The organism is Streptomyces sp. NBC_01275 (assembly GCF_026340655.1).
In the GTDB taxonomy this organism is placed as follows: Bacteria; Actinomycetota; Actinomycetes; order Streptomycetales; family Streptomycetaceae; genus Streptomyces.
This window is the reverse complement of the sequence record NZ_JAPEOZ010000001.1, coordinates 678,531-700,470: the sequence shown is the minus strand read 5'-3', so window position 1 is coordinate 700,470 and position 21,940 is coordinate 678,531. Positions and strand designations below refer to the sequence as shown.

Annotated in this window: 22 protein-coding genes and 1 pseudogene; 12 read left to right on the top strand and 11 right to left on the bottom strand. The window is 72.8% G+C overall.

The features are described from left to right. Positions 1-5: 5 nt before the first annotated feature. The 3 genes from OG562_RS03095 to xylB form a co-directional block, all read right to left on the bottom strand. Positions 6-1,019: an acetamidase/formamidase family protein gene (locus OG562_RS03095; protein ID WP_266393332.1), complete on the bottom strand. Its 1,014-nt coding sequence runs from the start codon at positions 1,017-1,019 to the stop codon at positions 6-8. Positions 1,020-1,358: 339 nt separating this feature from the next. Continuing rightward, the gene (locus OG562_RS03090) at positions 1,359-2,567 is read right to left on the bottom strand and encodes an ROK family transcriptional regulator (RefSeq protein WP_266393330.1); all 1,209 of its coding nucleotides are present in this window, start codon (positions 2,565-2,567) and stop codon (positions 1,359-1,361) included. Between the two features lie 22 nt (positions 2,568-2,589). Continuing rightward, complete coding sequence (xylB, locus tag OG562_RS03085) at positions 2,590-4,023, bottom strand: xylulokinase (protein ID WP_266393328.1); 1,434 nt, start codon at positions 4,021-4,023, stop codon at positions 2,590-2,592. 139 nt (positions 4,024-4,162) lie between these two features. On the opposite strand from xylB, the gene xylA reads away from it, so the two are divergent. Then, entirely contained in the window at positions 4,163-5,329 is a 1,167-nt protein-coding gene (gene xylA / locus OG562_RS03080) for a xylose isomerase (RefSeq protein ID WP_266393327.1), read from the top strand. Between the two features lie 144 nt (positions 5,330-5,473). Continuing rightward, on the top strand, positions 5,474-5,908 hold the full coding sequence (locus OG562_RS03075) for a hypothetical protein (protein ID WP_266393325.1): 435 nt from the start codon (positions 5,474-5,476) through the stop codon (positions 5,906-5,908). 85 nt (positions 5,909-5,993) lie between these two features. On the opposite strand, the gene OG562_RS03070 is transcribed toward OG562_RS03075, so the two are convergent. Beyond that, positions 5,994-7,340: an esterase-like activity of phytase family protein gene (locus OG562_RS03070; protein ID WP_266393323.1), complete on the bottom strand. Its 1,347-nt coding sequence runs from the start codon at positions 7,338-7,340 to the stop codon at positions 5,994-5,996. A 178-nt stretch (positions 7,341-7,518) separates the two neighbouring features. Continuing rightward, a pseudogene (locus OG562_RS03065) lies at positions 7,519-8,374 on the bottom strand (SWF or SNF family helicase); the annotation flags it as partial. 813 nt (positions 8,375-9,187) lie between these two features. On the opposite strand from OG562_RS03065, the gene OG562_RS03055 reads away from it, so the two are divergent. Continuing rightward, entirely contained in the window at positions 9,188-9,370 is a 183-nt protein-coding gene (locus OG562_RS03055) for a hypothetical protein (protein ID WP_266393321.1), read from the top strand. A 74-nt stretch (positions 9,371-9,444) separates the two neighbouring features. Here the strand turns inward: OG562_RS03055 and OG562_RS03050 are convergent, their stop codons facing one another. Continuing rightward, the gene (locus OG562_RS03050) at positions 9,445-10,410 is read right to left on the bottom strand and encodes a hypothetical protein (RefSeq protein WP_266393319.1); all 966 of its coding nucleotides are present in this window, start codon (positions 10,408-10,410) and stop codon (positions 9,445-9,447) included. 137 nt (positions 10,411-10,547) lie between these two features. Then, the gene (locus OG562_RS03045) at positions 10,548-10,859 is read right to left on the bottom strand and encodes a hypothetical protein (protein ID WP_266393317.1); all 312 of its coding nucleotides are present in this window, start codon (positions 10,857-10,859) and stop codon (positions 10,548-10,550) included. Between the two features lie 103 nt (positions 10,860-10,962). On the opposite strand from OG562_RS03045, the gene OG562_RS03040 reads away from it, so the two are divergent. Beyond that, positions 10,963-11,859 carry an oxygenase MpaB family protein gene (locus tag OG562_RS03040; RefSeq protein WP_266393315.1) on the top strand — a complete coding sequence of 299 codons (897 nt, stop codon included), beginning with the start codon at positions 10,963-10,965 and terminating at the stop codon, positions 11,857-11,859. On the opposite strand, the gene OG562_RS03035 is transcribed toward OG562_RS03040, so the two are convergent. Next, the gene (locus OG562_RS03035) at positions 11,845-12,369 is read right to left on the bottom strand and encodes a PadR family transcriptional regulator (protein WP_266393313.1); all 525 of its coding nucleotides are present in this window, start codon (positions 12,367-12,369) and stop codon (positions 11,845-11,847) included. The genes OG562_RS03040 and OG562_RS03035 overlap by 15 nt on opposite strands. Positions 12,370-12,520: 151 nt before the next feature. Between OG562_RS03035 and OG562_RS03030 the strand changes: the two genes are divergently transcribed. Further along, positions 12,521-13,279, top strand: coding sequence for an alpha/beta fold hydrolase (locus OG562_RS03030; RefSeq protein ID WP_266393308.1), 759 nt, complete (start codon positions 12,521-12,523; stop codon positions 13,277-13,279). A gap of 4 nt (positions 13,280-13,283) precedes the next feature. Here the strand turns inward: OG562_RS03030 and OG562_RS03025 are convergent, their stop codons facing one another. Next, on the bottom strand, positions 13,284-13,883 hold the full coding sequence (locus OG562_RS03025; RefSeq protein WP_266393306.1) for a class I SAM-dependent methyltransferase: 600 nt from the start codon (positions 13,881-13,883) through the stop codon (positions 13,284-13,286). A 162-nt stretch (positions 13,884-14,045) separates the two neighbouring features. On the opposite strand from OG562_RS03025, the gene OG562_RS03020 reads away from it, so the two are divergent. The 5 genes from OG562_RS03020 to OG562_RS03000 all read left to right on the top strand — a co-directional run bounded on the left by OG562_RS03020 (position 14,046) and on the right by OG562_RS03000 (position 18,968). Beyond that, positions 14,046-14,840, top strand: coding sequence for an MHYT domain-containing protein (locus OG562_RS03020; RefSeq protein WP_266393304.1), 795 nt, complete (start codon positions 14,046-14,048; stop codon positions 14,838-14,840). 84 nt (positions 14,841-14,924) lie between these two features. Beyond that, positions 14,925-17,447 carry a nitrate- and nitrite sensing domain-containing protein gene (locus OG562_RS03015; protein ID WP_266393302.1) on the top strand — a complete coding sequence of 841 codons (2,523 nt, stop codon included), beginning with the start codon at positions 14,925-14,927 and terminating at the stop codon, positions 17,445-17,447. Continuing rightward, on the top strand, positions 17,444-17,881 hold the full coding sequence (locus OG562_RS03010) for a roadblock/LC7 domain-containing protein (protein ID WP_266393300.1): 438 nt from the start codon (positions 17,444-17,446) through the stop codon (positions 17,879-17,881). Before OG562_RS03015 ends, OG562_RS03010 begins: the two co-directional genes overlap by 4 nt. Before the next feature lie 22 nt (positions 17,882-17,903). Beyond that, on the top strand, positions 17,904-18,314 hold the full coding sequence (locus OG562_RS03005; protein WP_266393298.1) for a DUF742 domain-containing protein: 411 nt from the start codon (positions 17,904-17,906) through the stop codon (positions 18,312-18,314). 48 nt (positions 18,315-18,362) lie between these two features. Beyond that, positions 18,363-18,968 (top strand): ATP/GTP-binding protein, encoded by a 606-nt coding sequence (locus OG562_RS03000; RefSeq protein ID WP_266393296.1) that lies wholly within the window; start codon positions 18,363-18,365, stop codon positions 18,966-18,968. 19 nt (positions 18,969-18,987) lie between these two features. On the opposite strand, the gene OG562_RS02995 is transcribed toward OG562_RS03000, so the two are convergent. Then, positions 18,988-19,416 (bottom strand): PPOX class F420-dependent oxidoreductase, encoded by a 429-nt coding sequence (locus tag OG562_RS02995; RefSeq protein WP_266393294.1) that lies wholly within the window; start codon positions 19,414-19,416, stop codon positions 18,988-18,990. A 107-nt stretch (positions 19,417-19,523) separates the two neighbouring features. On the opposite strand from OG562_RS02995, the gene OG562_RS02990 reads away from it, so the two are divergent. Together OG562_RS02990 and OG562_RS02985 are read left to right on the top strand one after the other, a co-directional pair. After that, positions 19,524-19,934 (top strand): roadblock/LC7 domain-containing protein, encoded by a 411-nt coding sequence (locus tag OG562_RS02990; protein WP_266393292.1) that lies wholly within the window; start codon positions 19,524-19,526, stop codon positions 19,932-19,934. A 138-nt stretch (positions 19,935-20,072) separates the two neighbouring features. Beyond that, positions 20,073-20,993 (top strand): DUF6397 family protein, encoded by a 921-nt coding sequence (locus OG562_RS02985; protein ID WP_266393290.1) that lies wholly within the window; start codon positions 20,073-20,075, stop codon positions 20,991-20,993. Between the two features lie 18 nt (positions 20,994-21,011). On the opposite strand, the gene OG562_RS02980 is transcribed toward OG562_RS02985, so the two are convergent. After that, positions 21,012-21,878, bottom strand: coding sequence for an acyl-CoA thioesterase II (locus OG562_RS02980; RefSeq protein WP_266393288.1), 867 nt, complete (start codon positions 21,876-21,878; stop codon positions 21,012-21,014). Between the last annotated feature and the right edge of the window lie 62 nt (positions 21,879-21,940).

Here is a 21,940-nt window from a genome sequence, read left to right as displayed (position 1 = left end):
CGGACTCAGTGGTTCAGCGTCGCCGCGGTCTCGCGCAGCCGTGCGTGCACGCCGCGGTGGGTCTCGCGGGCGGGCAGCCACTCCTTGCGGAGCTTGGCCACGCACGTGTAGTTGGTGTCGCACACGTTGGCCAACGGCGACTCCACGGCCTGGGTTGCGAACTGGTACGCGTCCAACTCGCTGAATCCGTAGTCGCGCACCAGCCACCGCACCAGATCGAGCTGGGAGATCCGGAACGCGTCCTCGAGCGGGCGGGCCGACCCCGTCGAGACGATGTGCGTGTCCGACTCGATGCGCGGCCAGGGCGTGGCCAGCCCTTTGAGGAGCTCGACGATCACCACGGTGTTCATCGCGCACTCCACGGCGACCCCGCAGGTCTCGCCCTCGCCCTGCCGGGCGTGCCCGTCGCCCAGGCTCAGCAGCGCCCCCTCGACGTTCACCCCCAGGTAGCAGGTGACCCCGGCCCGCATCTCGGGCGTGTCCATGTTCCCGCCGTGCGCGTCCGGCACCAGTGCCGAGCGCACCTCCAGGTTGGCCGGCGCCACGCCCACCGTGCCGTGCATCGGGTCCAGGGGCAGTTCGAGTGCGAGGCCGCTGTCGTGCGCCCGGAACAGCGCCGTACGGCGGGTCCGGTCGAGCTGCCAGATCCACACCCGTTCCGGGAGCGGGGGCTGGAGCGTGGCCGTGGTGTGCGTCGACGTCAGCGCGCCGAACAGGGGGACCGTGGAGGAGGCGGCCCAGTCGCGGGCCGGTTCGATCGACACGAAGTGCACCGCGACCGTGTCGCCCGGCTCGGCGCCCTCGATGTGGAAGGGCCCGGTCTGCGGGTTCAGGAAGGGGAACTCGCACACCTCGGACACCAGGTCCTTCTCCGAGCGCACCCGCCCCGCGAAGCAGTCCTCGGTGTACAGGTCGAGGACCGTGCCGGGCGCGATGCGAGCCACGGGCGGAGCACCGCCGAACGTCCAGGCGTACTCGCCCGGTTCGGGGCGCACGGTCAGGATCCGGGGGTCGCTCATGGCTGCACTGCTCCGTTCTGCGGACGGCCGGCGGGGCCGAGGTGGCGGTAGCGGCGGGGTGACAGCAGAGGAGTCGGGCTCGTCCAGGTGGCCCCGCGTGCATCACGTTACGGCGCTGGCGGGGTCGGCAGAAGGAAGTGCCGTGGTTCGGTGGACAAGCGGGGAACTGTGGACAACTCGCTCACCCGAACGGGGAGTTCCACCTCGGTCGGCACGTCAGGCGGTACCTGCGATACCTCGTCAGGCCTGCACTCTGACCGGCCTGCACCCCGCCAGGCCCTACACCTCGACAGGCCTGCACCCTCGCCAGGCCTGCGTCCCCGGCCCGCTGAGGCCCCCTCAGACCCGTCCCGCCACCGCCGCCGGATCGTCCAGCACAGCCCGCACCACCGAGTGCGCAGCCCCCAACAACGGCCCCTCGGAGCCCAGCCGCGACACGGACACGGGGCGGGGCGGACCGGCCGTGCGCCGGGCGAGTTCGGTTTCGAGGGACGGCAGCAGCCAGGGCGCGAGTCCCGCCAGAGCGCCGCCGAGCACGACGCTCTCCGGGTCCAGCAGATTGAGCGCTCCGGTCAGGGCGATGCCGAGCGCCGTGCCCGCCTCGTGCAGAGCCCGTCGTACATCCGGGTCTCCGTTCGCCGCGCGCCCCGCGAGCAGTCCGACGCGGTCGCCGCCCGGCTCCAGACCGGCCGCCCGCAGGACCGCCTCCTCGCCGGCGTACTGCTCCAGACATCCGCGTCCGCCGCACACGCAGTCCGGCCCGTCGGGACGGACCGGCACATGGCCCAGTTCGCCCGCGAAGCCGCGGGTTCCGCGCAGCAGGCTGCCGTCCACGACCAGCGCGGCGCCGATGCCGATCTCGGCCGAGACGTGCAGGAAGTCCTGCGGGGTGTCCTCGCCGAGCCAGAGTTCGGCCAGTCCGCCGAAGTTGGCCTCGTTGTCCACCGTGAGCGGGAGGTCCCCGGGCAGCAGCGCGCCGAGGTCGGTGTCGTGCCAGTCGAGGTTGGGTGCGCGGACGACGGTGCGCGCGTCGCGGGCGACCAGGCCGGGGACGGCCACGGCCAGCCCGGCCGGCCACAGCCCCGCGCGCTCCGCCTCGGCGACGACCTCGCGCACCAGCCCGGTCAGCTCCTCGATCACCGGCTCGGGCGGGCGACCCCGGTTCGTGCCGTGCCGCACGGCCCGCGCCCGCACCTCGCCGCGCAGGTCCACGGCGCAGACCGCGAGATGGTCGACGCCGACCTCGGCGCCTATGCCCGCCGGGCCGCGCCCGCTGACCGCCAGCGCCGATCCCGGGCGGCCCACCCGGCCAGGCCGCTCGGGGCCCAGCTCTTCCAGCAGCCCGGTGCGTATGAGCTCGTCGACGAGGGTCGACACCGCCGCACGGGTCAGGCCGATGCGCGAGGCGACCGCCGCCCGCGAGAGCGGTCCCTCGGCGCTGACGGCGTGCATCACCCGGGCCAGGTTGCGACGGCGCATGCCCTGCTGGGTGTCGGGCAGCGCACGTCCCGGGCCGGTCGGGCGGGCCTCGTGCAGCGGTGCGGTCATGCCTCCGTCGATTCGTCGATTCCTACCGGTTCTCCAGCAGCGGGGTCGCGTCGGAGAGTACCCCGGTGATCCGGGCGAGCGTCGCCTCGTCCCGCTCGACCGCCTCGAGCACCGGGCCCCGGGTGGTGTTCCAGCGCCTGGCCACGGCGGCCGGGTCCTCGCCGGTCAGCAGACCGGCGGCCTGTGCAGCGGCGCCCAGCGCGACGAGTTCCTTGGCCTCCGGGATCTGGACCGGGCGCCCCGACAGCCGACGTACGGTCTGCTGCCAGGCCGTGCCCCGGGCGCCGCCGCCGATCAGCAGCAGGGGGGCCGAGCGGTCCGCGTCCTCGTCGAGGACCAGGTCGAGGGCGCCGAGCAGGGCGTGGACGGCGCCGTCGTAGGCGGCCTGGAGGAGCTGTCCGGCGGTGGTGTCGTGGCGCAGGCCGTGCAGCAGCCCGGAGGCGTTCGGCAGGTTCGGGGTGCGCTCGCCGTCGAGGTAGGGCAGGAGCGTGAGGTCTCCGGCAGCTTCCACGGCCTCGCGGTCCAGGCCCAGCAGGGTCGCGACGCGGTCGACGGCGAGCGTGCAGTTCAGGGTGCAGGCCAGCGGCAGCCAGTCGCCGTGGGCGTCCGCGAAGCCCGCCACGGTGCCGGTCGGGTCGGTGGGGCGGCGCTTCGACACCGCGTACACCGTGCCCGAGGTGCCGAGGCTCAGCACCGGCGTGCCGGGACGCAGCCCCAGCCCCAGTGCCGCCGCCGCGTTGTCGCCGGTGCCCGGGGCGACCAGGGTGCCCTTGGAGAACGGCAGGTCGTGGCTGTCGCGCACGGTGCCCGCCACCTCGCCGGGCCGCACCACGCGCGGCAGCAGCGCGGGGTCGAGGCCCACGTGGGCGAGGATCTCCGCGTCGTAGGCCTCGGTCCCGGAGGCCCACCAGCCGGTGCCCGAGGCGTCGCCGCGGTCGGTCGTGCCCTCGCCCGTGAGGCGCTCGGTCAGGTAGTCGTGGGGGAGGCGCACGGCCTTCGTCGCGCGCAGGGCCTCCGGCTCGTGCTCGGCCAGCCAGGCCCACTTCGTGACCGTGAAGGAGGCGGCCGGGACGGAGCCGGTGCGCTCCGCCCAGAACTTCGCGCCGCCCAGTTCCTCGGTCAGCCGACGGGCCTGCGGGGCCGAGCGCACGTCGTTCCACAGCAGCGCCGGGCGCACCGGCTCGCCGCGCTCGTCCAGCGTGACGAGCCCGTGCTGCTGCCCGCCGATCGACACCGCGGCGGCCTCGTGCGCCGCGTCGCCGCACTGGCGCAGCGCCTCGCACAGGGCGTCCCACCACTGGCGCGGGTCGCTCTCGCGGCCGGCCCCGGAGGACACACTGTGCGGTGCCTGGCCGCTCGCCACGACCTCGCCGGTGGCCGCGTCGACGACCAGCGCCTTGGTGGACTGGGTGGACGTGTCCACGCCGACGACGAGCGGACCCTCGGCTGCTGACATCGGGCTCTCCCTAAGTTTTTCCGCGGCTCTGCGGGATCTGTCTTCCCAGAGATGCGTTCGCATACTAATTTGTAAACGGCCATGACGAAATAGTCTGCAGGGCAGTCCGCCAGACAGTCTTCAAGCGAGGAGCCGCGGCATGAGTTACCAGCCCACCCCCGATGACAGGTTCACCTTCGGTCTGTGGACCGTCGGCTGGCAGGGAAGGGACCCCTTCGGCGACGCCACGCGGCGGGCCCTGGACCCGGTCGAGACCGTGACGCGCCTGGCCGAGCTGGGCGCCTACGGCGTGACCTTCCACGACGACGACCTGATCCCCTTCGGGGCCTCCGACGCCGAGCGCGAGGAGCACGTCAAGCGCTTCCGCCAGGCCCTGGACACGACCGGCATGACCGTGCCGATGGCCACCACCAACCTCTTCACCCACCCCGTCTTCAAGGACGGCGCGTTCACGGCGAACGACCGCGACGTGCGCCGCTACGCCCTGCGCAAGACGATCCGCAACATCGACCTGGCCGTCGAGCTCGGCGCGAAGATCTACGTCGCCTGGGGCGGGCGCGAGGGCGCGGAGTCCGGTGCCGCCAAGGACGTACGCGTGGCCCTCGACCGCATGAAGGAGGCCTTCGACCTGCTCGGCGAGTACGTCACCTCGCAGGGCTACGACCTGCGCTTCGCGATCGAGCCCAAGCCGAACGAGCCGCGCGGCGACATCCTGCTGCCCACCGTCGGTCACGCCCTGGCGTTCATCGAGCGCCTGGAGCGCCCGGAGCTGTACGGCGTGAACCCCGAGGTCGGCCACGAGCAGATGGCCGGGCTGAACTTCCCGCACGGCATCGCGCAGGCGCTGTGGGCGGGCAAGCTGTTCCACATCGACCTCAACGGCCAGTCGGGCATCAAGTACGACCAGGACCTGCGCTTCGGGGCCGGCGACCTGCGGTCCGCGTTCTGGCTGGTCGACCTGCTGGAGAGCGCCGGTTACGAGGGCCCGAAGCACTTCGACTTCAAGCCGCCGCGCACCGAGGACCTCGACGGCGTCTGGGCGTCCGCCGAGGGCTGCATGCGCAACTACCTGATCCTCAAGGAGCGCGCCGCCGCGTTCCGCGGTGACCCGGAGGTCCAGGAGGCCCTGCGGGCCTCCCGCCTGGACGAGCTGGCCCAGCCCACCGCGGCCGACGGCCTGCAGAGCCTGCTCGGTGACCGCACCGCCTTCGAGGACTTCGACGCCGACACGGCCGCCGCGCGCGGCATGGCCTTCGAGCGGCTCGACCAGCTCGCCATGGACCACCTCCTCGGCGCCCGCGGCTGACCTACGATTGCAGTCGAACGGTCTTCGTTCGAGGCCTCCGCACCGAATACGCCGGAATCATGCCGTCCATGGCATGAGCCCGTATCAACTTCCGTGCGGGGGTCGCGCTGTGGGCGGTCCGCGGCGACGCTGGACGCTATGGCCATGCCACCCGTACCGCCTCAGCCGCCCGGCCCGCCGGGCGACACACCGCCCCCGGGCGGCTTCGGACCGCCTCCCTCGGCCTTCGGACACGACGACGGGACAGGAGGCGGCGGTTGGCCGCCCTCTCCGCCGCAGGGCCCGCCGGGCGGCTCCGGAAGGCGCAGGACCCCCCTCTTCGTCGTGCTGGCGCTGCTGGCCGCCGCGGGAGCCGTCCTCGTCGTCGTGCTGATGTCGTCGTCCGGCGACTCGCCGAGCGACAAGCCGTCCGGAGGGAGCGGCGCCGGCTCGTCTCCGGCCCCGTCCCCGAGCCTTCCCGTCGAGCTGCCCAGCGGGCTGCCGAGCGAGCTGCCGTCCCAGCTCCCCACGGAGCTGCCGAGCGAGCTGCCCAGCGATCTGGAGTCGCTGTTGCCGTCCCTGAGCGGACTGCTGCCGTAACCGGCACGCGCGCGCAGGGCGGCATCCCCCCACGCGCGCGTGCCGGACTACCGGGCCTCCTAGTCGTGCCGGACTACCGGGCCTCCTAGTACAGGTCTCGCGGCAGCCGCACGTAGGTCACGGTCGTCTCGACGCCGCTGTCGACCAGTCGGCCCTGGGCGTCGAACGCGCCGTTCCCGTCCGTCATCCCGAAGTCGTTGTCGTTGATCAGGGCGAGCGTGTCGCGGTCCACGCGCGCGACGCCCTCGATCTTGCCGGGCACCCCGGCGACCGCGCCCAGATCGACGACCAGCCGCTTCGACAGCACTGGGACCCCGGAAGCCGCGGGGTCGTCCAGCTGTTCCAGCGAGGGCGACGTCGAGTCGTCGTCCCATCGGGTGCCCAGGATGTTCGCACCCCGTCCCAGCCGCACCGACTGCAGCCGCGCGGCCTTGTCCGTGCGCTCCTCGACCAGCAGCCGGTCGTCGCCCACGGCGACCACCGAGGAGATCTTGAGCTCGGAGGTGTCGTCCTCGCTCGGGTCGACCACGTCCACCGGGTCGAAGCGGTAGGCGTACTCGGCGGTGACCGCCTTCTTCTTGGGCGAGAAACGCAGCAGTCGCGCGGTGCGCGAGCCCTCCCCGGCACCGGTGTCCGGCAGCGACAGCGGGCTCTGCACCGCCAGCACGAGATCACCGCCCGGCAGCAGGGCGAGCCCCTCGAAGCCGCGGTTGACCTTCCGGTGCAGCAGGACCGCCGGCAGCGCCTCCACCACCGGGTAGTCCGCTCCCGTGAGCTTCAGCCCCTTGGGCACGTACCGCGTCAGCACCTTCCCGCGCGCGGACACGTGAACCAGTGAAGGGGCGTACTCGTCGACCAGCCAGAAGCTCCCGTCGGCCGCCCGCACGACGCCCTCGGTGTCCAACCCGTTCGGGTTGTAGGACAGAGGCGTCAGAGCGTTGTAGGAGTACGGCGCCTCGTCGCGTCCCTCCTGGTTCGACAGACCGGTGACGGGCTTCCCGGCGGAGGTGGTGACGGGGATCGCCTCCAGCACCTTCACCGAGTCCCCGGACACCTTGATCCGGACGATCGTCGGGTCGAATCCGGGCACGGCGAAAGTACGGCGCTTGGCGCCTCCCACCTTGATCTGCCCGTTGGGCCCGCGGTCGGTGACGGTCCAGAACTCGCCCTTGCGCCCCGCCGGGTAGATGTCGCTCCCGATGCCGCCGAGGTCCACAGCCCGGTCGTCGTCCACCGTGCCGGGCAGCAGGGCGTTGCTGAACGCGCCGAGCGGGATGTCGCCGAGCGTCGCCGTCCGCGTGACGTACGCCTGCCCCGCCGAGGCGCCCGCGGCGGCCGGTCCGGCGGTGACGAGGGCGGCCAGCACGGCGAGCGGTATGCCCACTGCGACGGAACGGTGGACGCGGCGCCGGCCGGCGGCGTACAGGGACATCGGGCCTCCTGAGGGGCAAGTTCGCTGACAGCGGCCAGAGTTGGGTCACCCGCGGAACGCCGTACGACGCTCCGGTGAACACGGGGCGTCGTACGTCCGTCGGACCGGCGCCCCACCCTGGATCGCGAGGTCCCCGACCTCGGGAAAGCGCTTCCTCGCCGTCGGGGCGAGCCGCGGCTCACGCTGTCGCCGGGTCCTGGGCCGCGCCTGCGGCCGGCATCCAACGGCCGGACTCCTTGCGATAGGGCCACCAGCGCCCGTCCCGCCCAGACGCAGCTGGCAGGCCGATCCGACCACCGTCCACCGGTTCCCCCGCACCGCAGCGCCGGCCGCTCGTCCTCCTCCCAGGCCGCCTCCAGAGCGGCACGCGCGCGTGCCAACGCCTCACCCTCTACGGTCCACTCCTCCTTCAGCACCGACAGGGCGGCCGCGCCTCCGTGTCGCCAGGCCCGTCCAGCCAGCGCCAGTTGCTCCCGGCTGCGCCCCGAGCCGGCGGCCAGCCGGTCGGCCACCGCTCTGTCCGCCGCCGAAGCTCCGGTGACTCCGTGGCCGCCCGCGGCCAGGCGCACCGCGTCCTGGACGAGGGGCGATTCGGCCGCCCGAGGCCGCCGTTCCACCCCGGTGCGCAGGGCCTCCGCGAGCAGGAGGTGCGCCGCAGCGGCCGTCCGGGCGGCCAGGATCTCCAAGGCGTCCGGGTCCACCCCGGAAGGCGGCGGGGCGTCCGTGTCCAGGGTGGGCGGCACTCCCGGCTCCTCCGGCCGGCCGGGCACGTCGGGCAGCGGCGGCAGGGCGTTTCCGGCCGCGTAGGCCTCCACCGCGTCCACACCCTCCGCCCGCGGCGGCTCCGATGCGGCCGGCGCGGACTCGCCACGGGCCTGGAGGCCGTCCAGCAGGGCCTGCTCGGCGCGTCCACGGACCAGCAGCAGCACGAAGGGATCCTGGTCGAGCAGCCGCGCCACCTGGTAGCAGAGCGCCGCCGTGTGACCGCAGTGGTCCCAGGCGCCGCAGTCGCACTCCGCCTCCAGATCGCCGAGATCCGTACGCCGGCGTCGTGGCCCGCAGCGACGTCGGCGGCCCACGCGCGCAGCTCCGGCATGCGCTGGGGCTCACGCGTCGCGTAGGCCGGTGTGCCCGTCACCAGCTGCGCGGCGGGGCAGCGGGGCAGCGGGTCCGCCACCGCGTCGAGGAAGGCGCGCAGCAAACGCTCCGGGTCCGGCAGCCGTAGCGGCGGGCTGTCGTCCACCGGCACGGCGTGCGCCTCGGGCGGCATCGCGTCGGCCAGCCGGCGCACACACTCGAGGTCCTCCGGCTCCAGCGGGCCGACCCGCCAGGCGTCGTGATCGTCGGACGACAGGCCGGGCAGGAGCAGGCCACGCGCCACGAACTGGAGGGCCGGCAATCTCGCCGCACCCCAGAAGGCGGCGGACCGATGCACCTCCGCGGCCGCGCGCGCGGGTGAGCACGGACAGGGCCTTCCTGCACCGGCAAGAGCACGGCGGGTACACGTGCCGCCGCCACGCCGGCCCCGACAGGCCGGACGACGGTCATGTCCTCGACGGACCCCGCCCCGACGACGGGGGGAGCGCCGCCGGCCGGGTGCCAGAAGGCGATTCCGCCGGTACGGGCCGGGACGCCGGGCAAGTACACGACATGACAGCGGGCCAGTTCAGAGATCTCGGACGATGCTTCCGCGGGAACCCTCTGCTCCGCGAACCTGGGAGCCAGAGGTTCTCAGGGACGTCTCGGGGGTACCTCAGGGACGTCTCAGGGTCGTGTCCGGAACCGCGCGCGACGCGGACCCGTTTTCATGGCAGAGAGCGGCAGTAGCCGCGAAGGAGGCGACGCACATGTCGAAGAAGGCGAAGATCGCCGCAGGAGGGGTGGCAGTCGGGCTCCTCCTGCTGATCTGGCTGCCCTGGTGGGCGGCCCTGCTGATCGTGCTGGGAGTCCCGGCAGCGGCCTACCTCACGCTGGACCCGTCGCAGCGGCGCAGGCTGCGCCGCGTCACGCGCAAGGAGCTCGGCCGCTGACTTACGTCTTCGGAGGGCGGGCTTCCGCCCTCCGAAGACGTAAGCAGGGGTGCAGAGATGCGGGCCACGGGGCCTCAAAGGGGCCGTACGGCCATCTTGTCGAGTGCTTCCAGGAGCCCCGGCAGCTCGGGCCCCCGGCCGACCGGCAAGACCTCGCCGGGCTCGTCGTCGAGCAGGACGAACGCGATGTCGTCCGTCCTCGCCACCAGCGACCAGCCGGGGCCGTCGGCGCGCAGGGTACGGGCGTCACCCGGTGCGAACGACGACCGGACACGGCCCAGCGGAGGCGGGGCGTCCACATAGGCGCGCACCTCGGCGAGGACGCGCCGCACGCCGCTGTGCCCCTTCGGCGCCTCCCGCTCGGCCTTCTCGGCCCCGCCGTCGCCGCCGCTCGTGCCGCCTTCGCCGTCAGTGCCGCCTTCGCTGTCAATGCCGCCTGTGATGCCTGTCATGCCTGTGGCGCCTGCGCTGCCCACGCGGTCGTCGGATGCCGGGTCGGCGACCTCGGCGTCCCCGGCGCCGCCCCGCGCAGGCGCGAACTCGGCGTCGTCGATCTGCTCGCGCCACAGGGCCCACTGGAGCGCTATCTCGTCGGCCCCCAGCCGACGCTGGGCCGGACCCCACGTCGTCGTGTCCGGCGGGCACAGCGCGGGGCTGTCCACGATCTCCGGGGCGGGGTCGTGCGGCGCGGGCACGCCGGGCGCCGCGACGGCGACCGCCAGCGGCCAGCCGGGCAACGCGGCGACGACCGTCCGCTCGTCCGGCGACAGGTCGTACTCCATGCCGCAGTCCCATGACGCGATGGCGACGGCCACCAGCGACACGTCGTCGATGACGACCGTCCACCGTGCGCCCTCGCCGTCCTGGCCCAGCACCAGACCGTAGCCGTCGGCGAGCGGCGCGAGGCCGAGCGCCGCACAGGCCTCCGGATAGTCGTCGCCCAGCACACTCGGGAACTTCGCCGGCGTCAGCAGCACCGCCGTGAGCACATAGAGCGCATCGTCCTCGGCGGCGACGGCGTTCTCGTCCGTCCCGGCCATCCCAGCCTCCCCATCGGTTCGTCCAACGGCGCGCACCCTAGTGCGACGGGAAGGCGCTTGTCACGACTCCCGGGTAATACCCGGAGCTGCGGTTTCCCGAGTGGAGCGATGGATCTACCCCGCATCGCCGCGGATGTTCACAACGCCGGCAGTCCGAGGAGCGCCCGGGCCACCGTCCGCGGCGACTCGTCGCGCTCCCTCGCGAGGGCGATGACGGCACGGCACGCCAGCTCGTTGACGCCGAAGGACAGCGCCTCCGGCGACACCCAGCCCGCCGCCTCGTCGATCCGGTCCTGATCGTCCTCCGCGCAGGCCGAGACGTACGCGGCGGCCGCCTCGAAGAGATTGGGCGGGCGCCTGCCGCCGCTGCGGGGTCGCTCTCCGGGGCGCGACTGCACGCGCGTGGCGTCGCGGAGTCTCGCGAAGGCCTTACGGACCGTGCCGAACATGATGACCACCTTCCCCCTGCGTGCGGGCGTGCCTGAGCGGAGCGTTCATCTCCTGCTACCCAACGTAGAGTTGGACGGACGGCGGCAGAAGGGGGACGGTGCGGTGAAGCGCTTCGAGAGGCTTGAGCAGATCCGGCGGATGGATCCGTACGAGGACGCTTTCGAGATCTACCGGCTCACCGCGGCGTACGAGTTCCCCTGGGACGTCACCCGGGCCCTGGAGCTGGCTCTGTACCGCACGTACGCCGTGCCGAGCATCGGTCGGCTGCTCGCGCGCACGGCGGAGCTCACGGACCGCGCCCAGAGGCGCTACGACGACACCTCGCTGCTCCTCGACGCCGTAGTCGAGCACGGCTTCGACAGCGACCGGGGCCGTACGGCCGTGCGCCGCATCAACCGGATGCACAGCAGCTACGACATCGGCAACGACGACATGCGGTACGTCCTGTGCACGTTCGTCGTGATGCCCAAGCGGTGGATCGACGCCTATGGATGGCGCAGGATGTCGCGCCACGAGATCGTCGCCTCGACGGTGCACTACCGCACTCTGGGGGAGCGTATGGGCATCAAGGACATCCCCGAGTCCTACGAGGAGTTCGAAGCCTGCCTGGACGCCTATGAGGAGGCGCACTTCGCCTGGGACGAGGGCGCGCGGCGCGTCTCGGACGCCACGCTCGCCCTGATGGCCTCGTGGTACCCGCGGCCGCTCGCCCCCGCTCTGCGCGCCGGCACGCTCGCCCTGCTCGACGAACCGCTCCTGAAGGCCTTTCGCTACGCCCCGCCAGGTCCCGTCGCCCGCGCACTGGTGCGTGGCGCGGTACGCGCGCGTGGACGTGCGGTCCGGCTGCTTCCGCCGCGTCGGGCGCCGCACTACGCGCGGCAGAACTGGGAGATCAAGAGCTACCCCGACGGCTACCGCCTGGACGAGTTGGGCACCCGTCCGGTGCCCGGCCTACGGGGCTGCCCCGTACGGCACGTGGACGGGTCAGCCGCCCAGTGAGTCCAGGGTGTCCCGCAGCCAGGTGAGCTCGGCCCGGGACGTGGCCCGCGCGATGGTCAGCACTCCGCGCCGGAAGGGGTCGTCGAGGTCCTCGGCCCGCACCGGCCGGTCGCCGTCGTAGAAGAAGCTCGTCGGCTCCTGCAGGAAGGCCAGTCGGCGGCGCAGTACGGCCGCCTGGGCGGCGGAGTCGTCCAGGTGCCGGAGGAAGGCGAGCACCGTGAACCAGTGGTTCTCGTCGGTGATGTCGCGCTGTGCGGGCTCGGCGAGCCGTCGGCGCAGCTCGCTCCTGCCCTCCTCGGTGAGCCTCAGGACGTGCCGTGGGGCTGCCACCGCACCGGGTTCCGTGGCCCGCACCAGAAGGCCCGACTTCTCCAGCCGTTTGATCGCCGGATAGAGCGTGCTCTCGGCCACGGGCCGGACGTGCCCGGTCAGCGCCGTGATGCGTTTGCGCAGCTCGTAGCCGTGCAACGGGACGTCGTACAGAAAACCGAGGATGGCGAGCTCCAGCATGCCCGCATTCTGTCGCAGAAGGGGGGTACATCGCTTCAGCTGTACATCGGATCAGGAATACCTCGTTGACTTTATACATCGATACCGAGGTATCGTCAGGAGGACTGGAATCGACGGCGGTGGCGCTCCACCGGGGAACGGGGACGAGACGATGCGGCAAGCCGAGTTCGACCACAGGGGGAGCCGTGTGCGCTGGACCGAGACGCCGGGGGCGGAACCCGCGCGTGTGTACGTCCACGGGCTGGGAGCGGCCTCGGCGGTCTACCACGCGCACGTGGCGGCCCGTCCCGAACTCGCCGGTCGGCGCAGCCTGTTCGTCGATCTTCCGGGGCACGGCATCAGCGACCGGCCCGAGGACTTCGGCTACACACTCGAGGAGCACGCCGACGCCCTGGCGGCCGCGCTGGACGCGGCGGAGGTGACCGGCGCCGAACTCGTCGCCCACAGCATGGGCGGCTCGGTGGCCATCGTCCTCGCGCACCGTCGCCCGGACCTGGTCGCCCGGCTCGTCCTCACGGAGGCCAACCTCGACGCCTTTCCGCCGCCCGGCGCGGGCAGCAGCGGCATCGCGGCCTACTCGGAGGGCGAGTTCGTCGACGGCGGGTACGCGCGCGTGCTGGACCGGATCGGCCCCCTGTGGGCGGCGACCATGCGGCTCGCCGACCCGCGCGCCCTGCACCGCAGCGCCGTCGGCCTCCGGCGCGGATCGGATCCGGTGATGCGCGACCTCCTGGCCGGGTTCGACGCGATCGAGCGCGTCTACCTCCAGGGCGAGCTCACCGGCGAACTCGACGGGGCGGCCTCCCTGGAGGCGGCGGGCGTGCGGGTCGTGACGGTGCCGGGGGCCGGCCACAACGTCATGTTCGACAACCCCGACGCCTTCGTGAAGGCGGTGGCGGGAGGGGCGTGAGCCGTCAGCCCTCTCGTACGGCCAGGGCCAGGAAGCGGGCGTCCTCGTCGACGTACGACGTCATGCGCCAGCCGGAACCGGCCAGCAGCGGGCGGAGGTTCGGCTCGGCGCGCAGGTCCTGCGGGGTGATCTGCCGGCCCTGGCGCGCCGCGAGCGCCGCCCTGCCGATCGGGTGGAACAGCGCCAGCGTGCCGCCGGAGCGCACCACGCGCGCCAACTCCCGCAGATTCACCGCCGGCTGCGGGAGGTGGGAGACGAGCCCCGCCCCGAACACGGCGTCCAGCGACGCGGAGCGCAGCGGGAGCGCGGCGACGTCGGCCAGCACCAGCTGTCCGTCGCGGTCCCGTCCGGCCCGAACGGCGGCCTCCAGCATGGCCGGGGTCAGATCGGCCCCGACCACCACTCCCGAGGGCCCCACGGCCGCACGCAGCGGCGTCAGGGCCCGTCCGGTGCCGCAGCCGGCGTCCAGCACGCGGTTCCCCTCGCGCAGGCCGAGGTCGGCGACCGCGGCCGCGTAGGCGGGACCGTCGTCGGGGAAGCGGGCGTCCCAGTCCGCCGCGCGGGCGGCGAAGAACTCCCGGACGTGTGTGTGGTCGTCGCTCATGCTCCGCATGATCCCTCACCCTCCCTCACCGACACGGATGACGACGCGGCGCGCATGTTCGAGCGTGACCCGATCGTTCCGGTGTACGTCTGCGTCATATTGCGGCACCTTTCGAAATGCGCCCCCTTTGTGCCCCTGTGCCCCCACTAGCGTCCCGTGGCCATGGGACACCTGGACCACGCCACCTTCGGCTGGCTGACCCCCGTGCTGTCGTACGCGATGGCCTGCATAGGCGCCGCGCTGGGGCTGCGCTGCACCGTCCGCGCACTCGGCGCCACCGGACGTTCACGCCGCAACTGGCTGATCACCGCCGCCTCGGCGATCGGCACCGGCATCTGGACCATGCACTTCGTGGCCATGCTCGGCTTCGGCGTCAGCGGCACCGACATCCGCTACGACGTTCCGCTGACCGTGCTCAGCCTCGTCGTCGCCATGGCCGTCGTCAGCGCCGGCGTCTTCGCCGTCGGCTACGGCCGCGACCGCACCCGCGCGCTGCTGATCGGCGGCCTCACCACCGGCCTGGGCGTGGCGAGCATGCACTACCTGGGCATGGCCGCGGTCCGGCTGCACGGCGGCGTCGCCTACGCCCCGACACTCGTCGCGGTCTCCGTCGTGATCGCGGTCGTCGCGGCGACCGCGGCCCTGTGGGCGGCGCTCAACATCAAGTCGCCCGTCGCGGTCACCATCGCCTCCCTCGTCATGGGGGCGGCGGTGAGCAGCATGCACTACACGGGGATGTTCGCGGTGAGCGTGCACGTCACCCCCTCCGGCGCGGCGCTGCCCGGGGCCACGGCGATGCAGTTCATCTTCCCCCTCGCCGTTGGCCTGGGGTCCTACCTCTTCCTGACCTCGGCCTTCGTCGCGCTGTCGCCCACCACGGGGGAGCGCGAGGCATCGGCCTCGGCACAGCAGCCCGTGGAGAGCGCAGCAGGCCCTCGGCCGGCCCGAACCGCCTGACGGCCCCCCGTCGGACCACCGTCTGACGGACCGGACGACGTGTCCCGTCGTACCACTGTCGAACCACTTCCGAGCGAGGAGGCCATGCGTACACCCCGGAGGACCCCCACGGCCGAGGCCGACACGCCGACCCCCGCGCGCGGGCGGCGTGCCCACGCCGGACCGCCCGCCGACGAAGGGCCGGACGACGAGACCGATACGCCGACGGACGCGATACCCACGCGCGCGGGACGTTGGCGGATCCGGCCGCGCACCGTGCGCGCCAAGATCGTCTGCCTGCTGATGGTGCCGGTCGTCTCCCTGCTGGCCCTGTGGGCGTACGCCACCGTCAGCACCGCCCAGGACGTCTCCAGACTGCGCCAGTTGCAGCGTGTGGACTCCCAGGTGCGCACCCCCGTCGCAGCCGCGGTGGCCGCCCTGCAGACCGAGCGGGCGGCCGCCGTACGGCACGCGACCGACCCGGCCGCTGTCCAGGACGAGGACCTCAGGACGCTCGCGGCCAGGACCGACCGCGCGGTGGCCGGACTCCGCCTCGGTGAGCACAGCACCGTCGCCGACGGCCAGGACCTGCCCGCCGGAGTGGCCCAGCGGCTCGAGACGTTCGTCTCCGGCGCCGAAGGACTCCCCTCGCTGCGGACCGCGGTGCTCGACGGCAGCGCCGGCTGGGAGGAGACGTACGGCCGCTACACGAGGACCATCACGGCGGCCTTCTCGGTGGGCGGCGCGCTCTCCGGCATCCAGGACGCCGAACTCGGCTCCGACGCGCGCGTGCTGCTCGAGTTCTCCCGCGCGGGCGAGGCCCTGGCCCAGGAGGACGTCGTGCTCGCGGGCGCGCGACTGGCCGGCCGCCTCGGCGGGGAGCGCCTGCGGCTGTTCACCGGTGCCGTCGCCACGCGGCGCACTCTGACGGAGTCGGCCGTCGCGGACCTGCGCGGTCCCGAACGCGCGGCCTGGCAGCGCCTCGCCGCCACCAGCGCCTACGCCGCCGTGGACGCGGTCGAGGACAAGGTGCTCGCCGACCAGCCCGGCGCTCGGGCGCTCGCGGCGGCACCACAGGACACCTGGGACAAGGCCCACGCGCGCGTGCAGGACGGCATGCGGACCATCGAGGCGGACGCCGGACGCGATGTGGCCGACCGCGCCGACCCGTTCACCCGCGGCCTGCTCACCCCGGCCGGAGCCGCGGTCCTGCTGGGCCTCGCCGCCGTCGCCGCCTCGCTCGTCATCTCCGTGCGCATCGGCCGCGGCCTCGTCGTCGAACTGGTCAGCCTGCGCAACGGCGCCCTGGAGATCGCCCGGCGCAAACTCCCCGAGGCCATGCGGAGACTGCGCGCCGGGGACGAGATCGACATCCGGGCCGAGGCCCCGGCCGGCCCGCCCTCCGAGGACGAGACCGGCCAGGTCGCCGAGGCCCTGACCACCGTGCACCGCGCCGCGCTGCGGGCCGCCGTGGAGCGCGCCGAACTCGCCAGCGGCATCTCCGGTGTGTTCGTCAACCTCGCCCGCCGCAGCCAGGTCCTCGTACACCGGCAGCTGAGCCTCCTCGACAGCATGGAGCGCCGCTCCGACGACCCGAACGAACTGAGCGACCTCTTCCGGCTCGACCACCTCACCACCCGCATGCGGCGCCACGCCGAGAGCCTGATCATCCTCTCCGGAGCGGCCCCCGGCCGGGCCTGGCGCATGCCGGTGTCCCTGACCAACGTGGTCCGCGCCGCCGTGTCCGAAGTCGAGGACTACGCGCGCGTGGAGGTACGGCAACTCCCCGAGGCGTCCGTCGGCGGCGCGGCCGTCGCCGACCTCACCCACCTGCTCGCCGAACTCGTCGAGAACGCCGCCCAGTTCTCGCCCCCGCACACGCGCGTGCGCATCACCGGTGAACCGGTCGGCAACGGCTACGCCGTAGAGGTCGAGGACCGGGGCCTGGGCATGGGCAAGGAGACCCTCACCGAAGCCAACCGGCGCATCGCTCAGTCGGAGGCGCTCGACCTGTTCGACAGCGACCGGCTCGGCCTGTTCGTGGTCAGCAGGCTCGCCGCCCGGCACGGCGTCAAGGTGCACCTGCGGACCTCGCCCTACGGCGGCACGACCGCGGTCGTCCTGCTGCCGACGGCCCTGCTGCACAACGGCAAGCCGGAACGCTCCGCCCGAGAGGTGGCGTCAGCGGCCCACCGGCCCGAGGAACGCCACTACGCGCGCGTGCCCGCCGCCGACCGTCGGCAGGAGGCCGTCCCCGCGTCCGCGGAGCGGCCGGCGCTGATCGCCCCCGTACGGGCCGTCGCCGAACCGGCGGCCGCCGCCACCCCGCCACCCGGAGTCACCGCCTTGCGTCTGCATCGCCCCCCGGACGACTCCGACGGATCGGACGACCTCCCGCGCCGGGTGCGGCAGGCGAACCTCGCCCCCCAGTTGCGTCGGCCCTTCCCCGAGGAACCGGTCCAGGCGTCCGAGCCGCGCGACGACACAGGGCGTACCCCCGAACTCGTACGGGACCGCATGGCCGCGTACCGGGACGGCTGGGCACGAGGCGGCGGCAGGCAACCCGGCCGCGACGTCACCCCGGACGCCGCACCGGGCAGCGACAGCAGCGAAGGAGACCCCGCATGATCCACGACCCGAGCACGAGGTCGGCCCAGCCGTCCGGCGAACTCGACTGGCTGCTGGACGACCTGGTGATGCGCGTGAGCGAGGTACGGCACGCCGTGGTGCTGTCCAACGACGGACTCGCCGTCGGCTCCTCGACGGACCTCGGCCGTGAGGACGCCGAGCACCTCGCGGCCGTGGCCTCCGGCTTCCACAGCCTGGCCAAGGGCGCGGGCCGGCACTTCGGCGCCGGCGGCGTGCGCCAGACCATGGTGGAGATGGACGACGGCTTCCTGTTCGTGGCCGCCGCCGGCGACGGCTCCTGCCTCGCCCTCCTCACCGCCGTGACCGCCGACATCGGCCTGGTCGCCTACGAGATGGCACGGCTGGTCAAGCGGGTCGGCGAGCACCTCTACACACCGGCACGCCTCGCCGCGCGGCCGCCCACCGCCGGATGAGACGAGAGAGCGACCGGCACCGATGACCGAGGACACGACCGGCGCCCCGCACGAGCCGGGCAGCCAGTGGTACGACAGCGAGGCCGGGCCCCTGGTCCGCCCGTACGCCATGACGGGCGGACGCACCAGGTCGGGCCCCACCGGAGTCCGCTTCGACCTGATCACCCTGGTCACCCTGGATCCGGGCGCGCCCGGCACCGACGGCATGGTGCTCGGTCCGGAGCACCGCACCCTGATCGACCTGTGCCGCACGGAGACCCAGTCCGTCGCCGAACTCGCGGCGGGCGCGGACCTCCCCGTAGGCGTGGTCAGGGTGCTCCTCGGCGACCTGCTGGAGCTCGGCTGCGTCACCGTCAGCCTCCCGGTTCCGCCCGCTCAGCTGCCCGACGAACGGATTCTGCGCGAAGTGATCGAAGGGCTGCGGGCTTTGTAGATGAACGTTCAGACCCACCCGAACGCGTACTCCCGAGAGAAGTGATCCATGGTCTCCGAGCACTCCGACGGCCCGGGCGCCGAGACGGCCCCCCTGGCGTTGAAGATTCTGGTCGCCGGCGGGTTCGGCGTGGGCAAGACCACGCTGGTCGGCGCGGTCAGCGAGATCAAGCCGCTACGCACCGAGGAACTGCTGAGCGAGGCAGGCCAGTTGGTGGACGACACCGACGGCGTCGACCAGAAGGTCACGACGACCGTCGCCATGGACTTCGGCCGGATCACCATCCGTTCCGGGCTCTCCCTCTACCTGTTCGGCACTCCGGGCCAGGACCGCTTCTGGTTCCTGTGGGACGAGCTGTCGCAGGGCGCGCTGGGCGCGGTGGTGCTGGCCGACACCCGACGACTGGAGGACTGCTTTCCGGCGGTCGACTACTTCGAGCACCGGCACATCCCGTTCGTGGTGGCCGTCAACTGCTTCACGGGCGCACGGGCATACGGCGTCCCCGACGTCTCGCGCGCCCTCGACCTCGACGGGGGCACTCCCGTCGTCCTGTGCGACGCCCGAGACCGCGACTCGGGCAAGGAGGTGCTGATCCGGCTCGTCGAATACGCCGGGCGGATGCACACCGCCCGACTCCTCGACTCCGTGAGCTGACCCGCCGTGCCGGTCCGCGTCAGCCCGCGATGGCCTTCTGCGCCAGAACCTTCTCGACCGTGACGCGGACGAGCAGTTCGCCCGGCACCCCGTTGCGGGCGCCGAACTCCGCGGCGCGCTCCTCACCCATGTACCGGGCGCCGATGCGACCCGCCCAGTGCCGGACCTCGTCGAGATCCTCCGAGATCAGGGCGCGGCCCTGCAGCACCACGTAGTCGAACGGCGGCCGGTCGTCGTCCACACACAGGGCGACCCGGCCGTCCCGTGCCAGGTTGCGTCCCTTCACCGTCTCCTTGCCCGTGTTGAACACGATCTCGTCCCCGTCGAGCAGGAACCAGACCGGTGCCACATGCGGACTTCCGTCGGCCCGCACGGTCGACAGTTTGCCGGTGCGGGTGCCGTCCGAGACGAACGCCCGCCATTCCTCGTCGGTCATCTTCTGCGCCATGCCCTCATCCTCCTTGCTCGCGCGCCCGGTCCTGGGGAAGGCTGGCGGGCGGATCCGCCGGGCAGGCGGAGACACCACACGGGGAACGTCACGCGGGGAGACGGAAGATGGCGCAGAAGCAGGGGCTGGGCTGGCTGCTGGACGATCTTACGGAGCGCGTCGAGCATGTGCGGCACGCACTGGTCCTGTCCAACGACGGGCTGGTGGCGGGCGCGAGCACCGGACTGCGTCAGGAGGACGCCGAGCACCTCGCCGCCGTCTCGTCGGGACTGCACAGCCTGGCCAAGGGATCCGGCCGCCACTTCGGCGCGGGCGGGGTGCGCCAGACGATGGTCGAGTTCGACGACGCGGTGCTGTTCGTCACCGCGGCCGGCGCCGGCAGCTGTCTGTGCGTGCTCAGCGCTGCGGAGGCCGACATGGGCCAGATCGCCTACGAGATGGCCCTGCTCGTCAACCGGGTCGGCGAGCACCTCACCGTGGACGCCCGGCATCCCGGAGCTCCGCTGACAGACCTCTGACCTGCACTTTCTTCATCCTCCGTGGAGTTATCCACAGGCCCCCACGAGATCGGCGAATCCGGCTACGGTTTTTCCCGAGGCCATCGCGGACAGTGCGGGCCTGCTTCACTCCACTTCACTCCACGGGGGAGACCGACCATGTCCGGCAACACCGTCACGCCACCACACACGTCTTCCTGCGCCCCGAGCCGTGCGGCCCGGGAACTGAGCCTGAAGCGCAGCGAGTTCGACCTCGCCGTGCACCTCGGGCGCATCCGAACCCTGCCCGACGAGGGAGGCGGGGGCCGTCGGGTGACCCGCGCGGAGATCGACAGGCTGCTCGGCCTGCCGGGCTTTCCCGACACGCTGCGCGCAAGCGTGCGGGCCGTGGGCACCGGCGACGGCGCCGCCCTCATGGACGTGCCCGCCACCCGGTTCACCCGCCTCGCGCGACAGGGAGTGGTGGTGCCCGTCAAGTTCTATCTGAATCGCTACCGAGCCGTGGTCTGGCTCTATCTCGCCGAAGAGCTACGACAGTTCGCGGCCGACGGGAACAACGCGCCCCTGCTCAAGGGGCGGACGCCCCAGCCGATGCGAGCCCGGTTGGCCGCGGGCCTGGACCTGCGGCCGCGGAACTGGCGAGGACGCCACCTGGGCTTCCTGCTCCGGCAGGCCGAAGGCCCCTGGCAGCGCGCCGGAGCCCTCGCCGGGTTCCTCGACCCCCTCCAGATCGCGGAGATCGTCAGGGATCCCTACGAACGCTCCCACCTGCACAGGTTCCGTCCCGGACCGCCGGCCCACGGCACGCCGGGCACACCGGCCGCGCACCTCGTCGAGAAGATCACCACAGCAGCGGATCCCGACGAGATCAGCTGGCTCAGGTCCGACCTGGAACGCACCCTGGAGGAGGCCCGAAACCACCGACCCGCGCCCCGACCCTCCCCGAAACGGGCCGCGCCGTACCCGGCGATGCCGCCGAATCCGGCCTCGCCTCGCCCGGCGGACGAACCGGAGGCGACCGACGAGCCCGAGCGGCCGACGCGCGGGCTGTTGAGCTGGCTGCGCCGCCGAAACGTGTGATGCACCGGGGAGCGGGGACTACAGCGCCCGGAACAGCCCTTCCTGGACGACGGACACCAGCAGACGTCCGTGCAGGTCGTAGATCCGGCCACGGGCCAGTCCGCGCCCGCCCGTCGCGATCGGAGACTCCTGGTCGTACAGGAACCACTCGTCCGCGCGGAACGGCCGGTGGAACCACATGGCGTGATCCAGCGACGCCATGTCGAAGTTCCGCGGACCCCAGAGGGGTTCGACCGGCAGACGGACGGCGTCCAGGAGGGTCATGTCACTGGCGTAGGTGAGCGCGCAGGTGTGCACGAGCGGGTCGTCGCCGAGCGGCCCGACCGCGCGCATCCACACCGCGCTGCGCGGCTCGGCGTCCTTGATGTCCTCGGCGCTCCAGCGCAGCCGGTCCGCGTACCGGATGTCGAAGGGCTGACGGCGCGCCATCCGCTCCAACTGCTCGGGCAACGCGCCCAGATGGGCTCTGATCTCCTCCGTCACCGTCGGCAGGGACTCCGGGTCCGGGACCTCGCGGGCCGGCGGCAGCTGATGCTCGAAGGGACCTTCCTCAGGCTTGTGAAAGGAGGCGGTGAGATTGAAGATCGTGCGCCCCTGCTGCACGGCGGTGACCCGGCGGGTCGTGAACGACCGTCCGTCCCGCACCCGCTCGACCTGGTACACGATCGGCACACCCGGCCGGCCCGGGCGCAGGAAGTACGCGTGCAGCGAGTGCACGGGTCGGTCGCCCTCGGTGGTCCGCCCCGCTGCGACGAGCGCCTGGCCCGCCACCTGGCCGCCGAAGACCCGCTGCAGGGACTCCTGCGGGCTGCGGCCACGGAAGATGTTGACCTCGATCTGCTCCAGGTCGAGCAGGTCGACGAGTCTCTCGGCGGGATTCGTCATCGGTGCGCTTCTCCTGTGCCTTTTCCTGAGCGGCCTTTTCCTGTGTGCGCTTCTGAGCCTGC

Excerpts from the sequence above, each read along its gene's own strand:
- OG562_RS03095 (WP_266393332.1), bottom strand. The coding sequence starts at position 1,019 with ATGAGCGACCCCCGGATCCTGACCGTGCGCCCCGAACCGGGCGAGTAC.
- OG562_RS03090 (WP_266393330.1), bottom strand. The coding sequence starts at position 2,567 with ATGACCGCACCGCTGCACGAGGCCCGCCCGACCGGCCCGGGACGTGCG.
- xylB (WP_266393328.1), bottom strand. The coding sequence starts at position 4,023 with ATGTCAGCAGCCGAGGGTCCGCTCGTCGTCGGCGTGGACACGTCCACC.
- xylA (WP_266393327.1), top strand. The coding sequence starts at position 4,163 with ATGAGTTACCAGCCCACCCCCGATGACAGGTTCACCTTCGGTCTGTGG.
- OG562_RS03075 (WP_266393325.1), top strand. The coding sequence starts at position 5,474 with ATGCCACCCGTACCGCCTCAGCCGCCCGGCCCGCCGGGCGACACACCG.
- OG562_RS03070 (WP_266393323.1), bottom strand. The coding sequence starts at position 7,340 with ATGTCCCTGTACGCCGCCGGCCGGCGCCGCGTCCACCGTTCCGTCGCA.
- OG562_RS03055 (WP_266393321.1), top strand. The coding sequence starts at position 9,188 with ATGTCGAAGAAGGCGAAGATCGCCGCAGGAGGGGTGGCAGTCGGGCTC.
- OG562_RS03050 (WP_266393319.1), bottom strand. The coding sequence starts at position 10,410 with ATGGCCGGGACGGACGAGAACGCCGTCGCCGCCGAGGACGATGCGCTC.
- OG562_RS03045 (WP_266393317.1), bottom strand. The coding sequence starts at position 10,859 with ATGTTCGGCACGGTCCGTAAGGCCTTCGCGAGACTCCGCGACGCCACG.
- OG562_RS03035 (WP_266393313.1), bottom strand. The coding sequence starts at position 12,369 with ATGCTGGAGCTCGCCATCCTCGGTTTTCTGTACGACGTCCCGTTGCAC.
- OG562_RS03030 (WP_266393308.1), top strand. The coding sequence starts at position 12,521 with ATGCGGCAAGCCGAGTTCGACCACAGGGGGAGCCGTGTGCGCTGGACC.
- OG562_RS03025 (WP_266393306.1), bottom strand. The coding sequence starts at position 13,883 with ATGAGCGACGACCACACACACGTCCGGGAGTTCTTCGCCGCCCGCGCG.
- OG562_RS03020 (WP_266393304.1), top strand. The coding sequence starts at position 14,046 with ATGGGACACCTGGACCACGCCACCTTCGGCTGGCTGACCCCCGTGCTG.
- OG562_RS03015 (WP_266393302.1), top strand. The coding sequence starts at position 14,925 with ATGCGTACACCCCGGAGGACCCCCACGGCCGAGGCCGACACGCCGACC.
- OG562_RS03010 (WP_266393300.1), top strand. The coding sequence starts at position 17,444 with ATGATCCACGACCCGAGCACGAGGTCGGCCCAGCCGTCCGGCGAACTC.
- OG562_RS03005 (WP_266393298.1), top strand. The coding sequence starts at position 17,904 with ATGACCGAGGACACGACCGGCGCCCCGCACGAGCCGGGCAGCCAGTGG.
- OG562_RS03000 (WP_266393296.1), top strand. The coding sequence starts at position 18,363 with ATGGTCTCCGAGCACTCCGACGGCCCGGGCGCCGAGACGGCCCCCCTG.
- OG562_RS02995 (WP_266393294.1), bottom strand. The coding sequence starts at position 19,416 with ATGGCGCAGAAGATGACCGACGAGGAATGGCGGGCGTTCGTCTCGGAC.
- OG562_RS02990 (WP_266393292.1), top strand. The coding sequence starts at position 19,524 with ATGGCGCAGAAGCAGGGGCTGGGCTGGCTGCTGGACGATCTTACGGAG.
- OG562_RS02985 (WP_266393290.1), top strand. The coding sequence starts at position 20,073 with ATGTCCGGCAACACCGTCACGCCACCACACACGTCTTCCTGCGCCCCG.
- OG562_RS02980 (WP_266393288.1), bottom strand. The coding sequence starts at position 21,878 with ATGACGAATCCCGCCGAGAGACTCGTCGACCTGCTCGACCTGGAGCAG.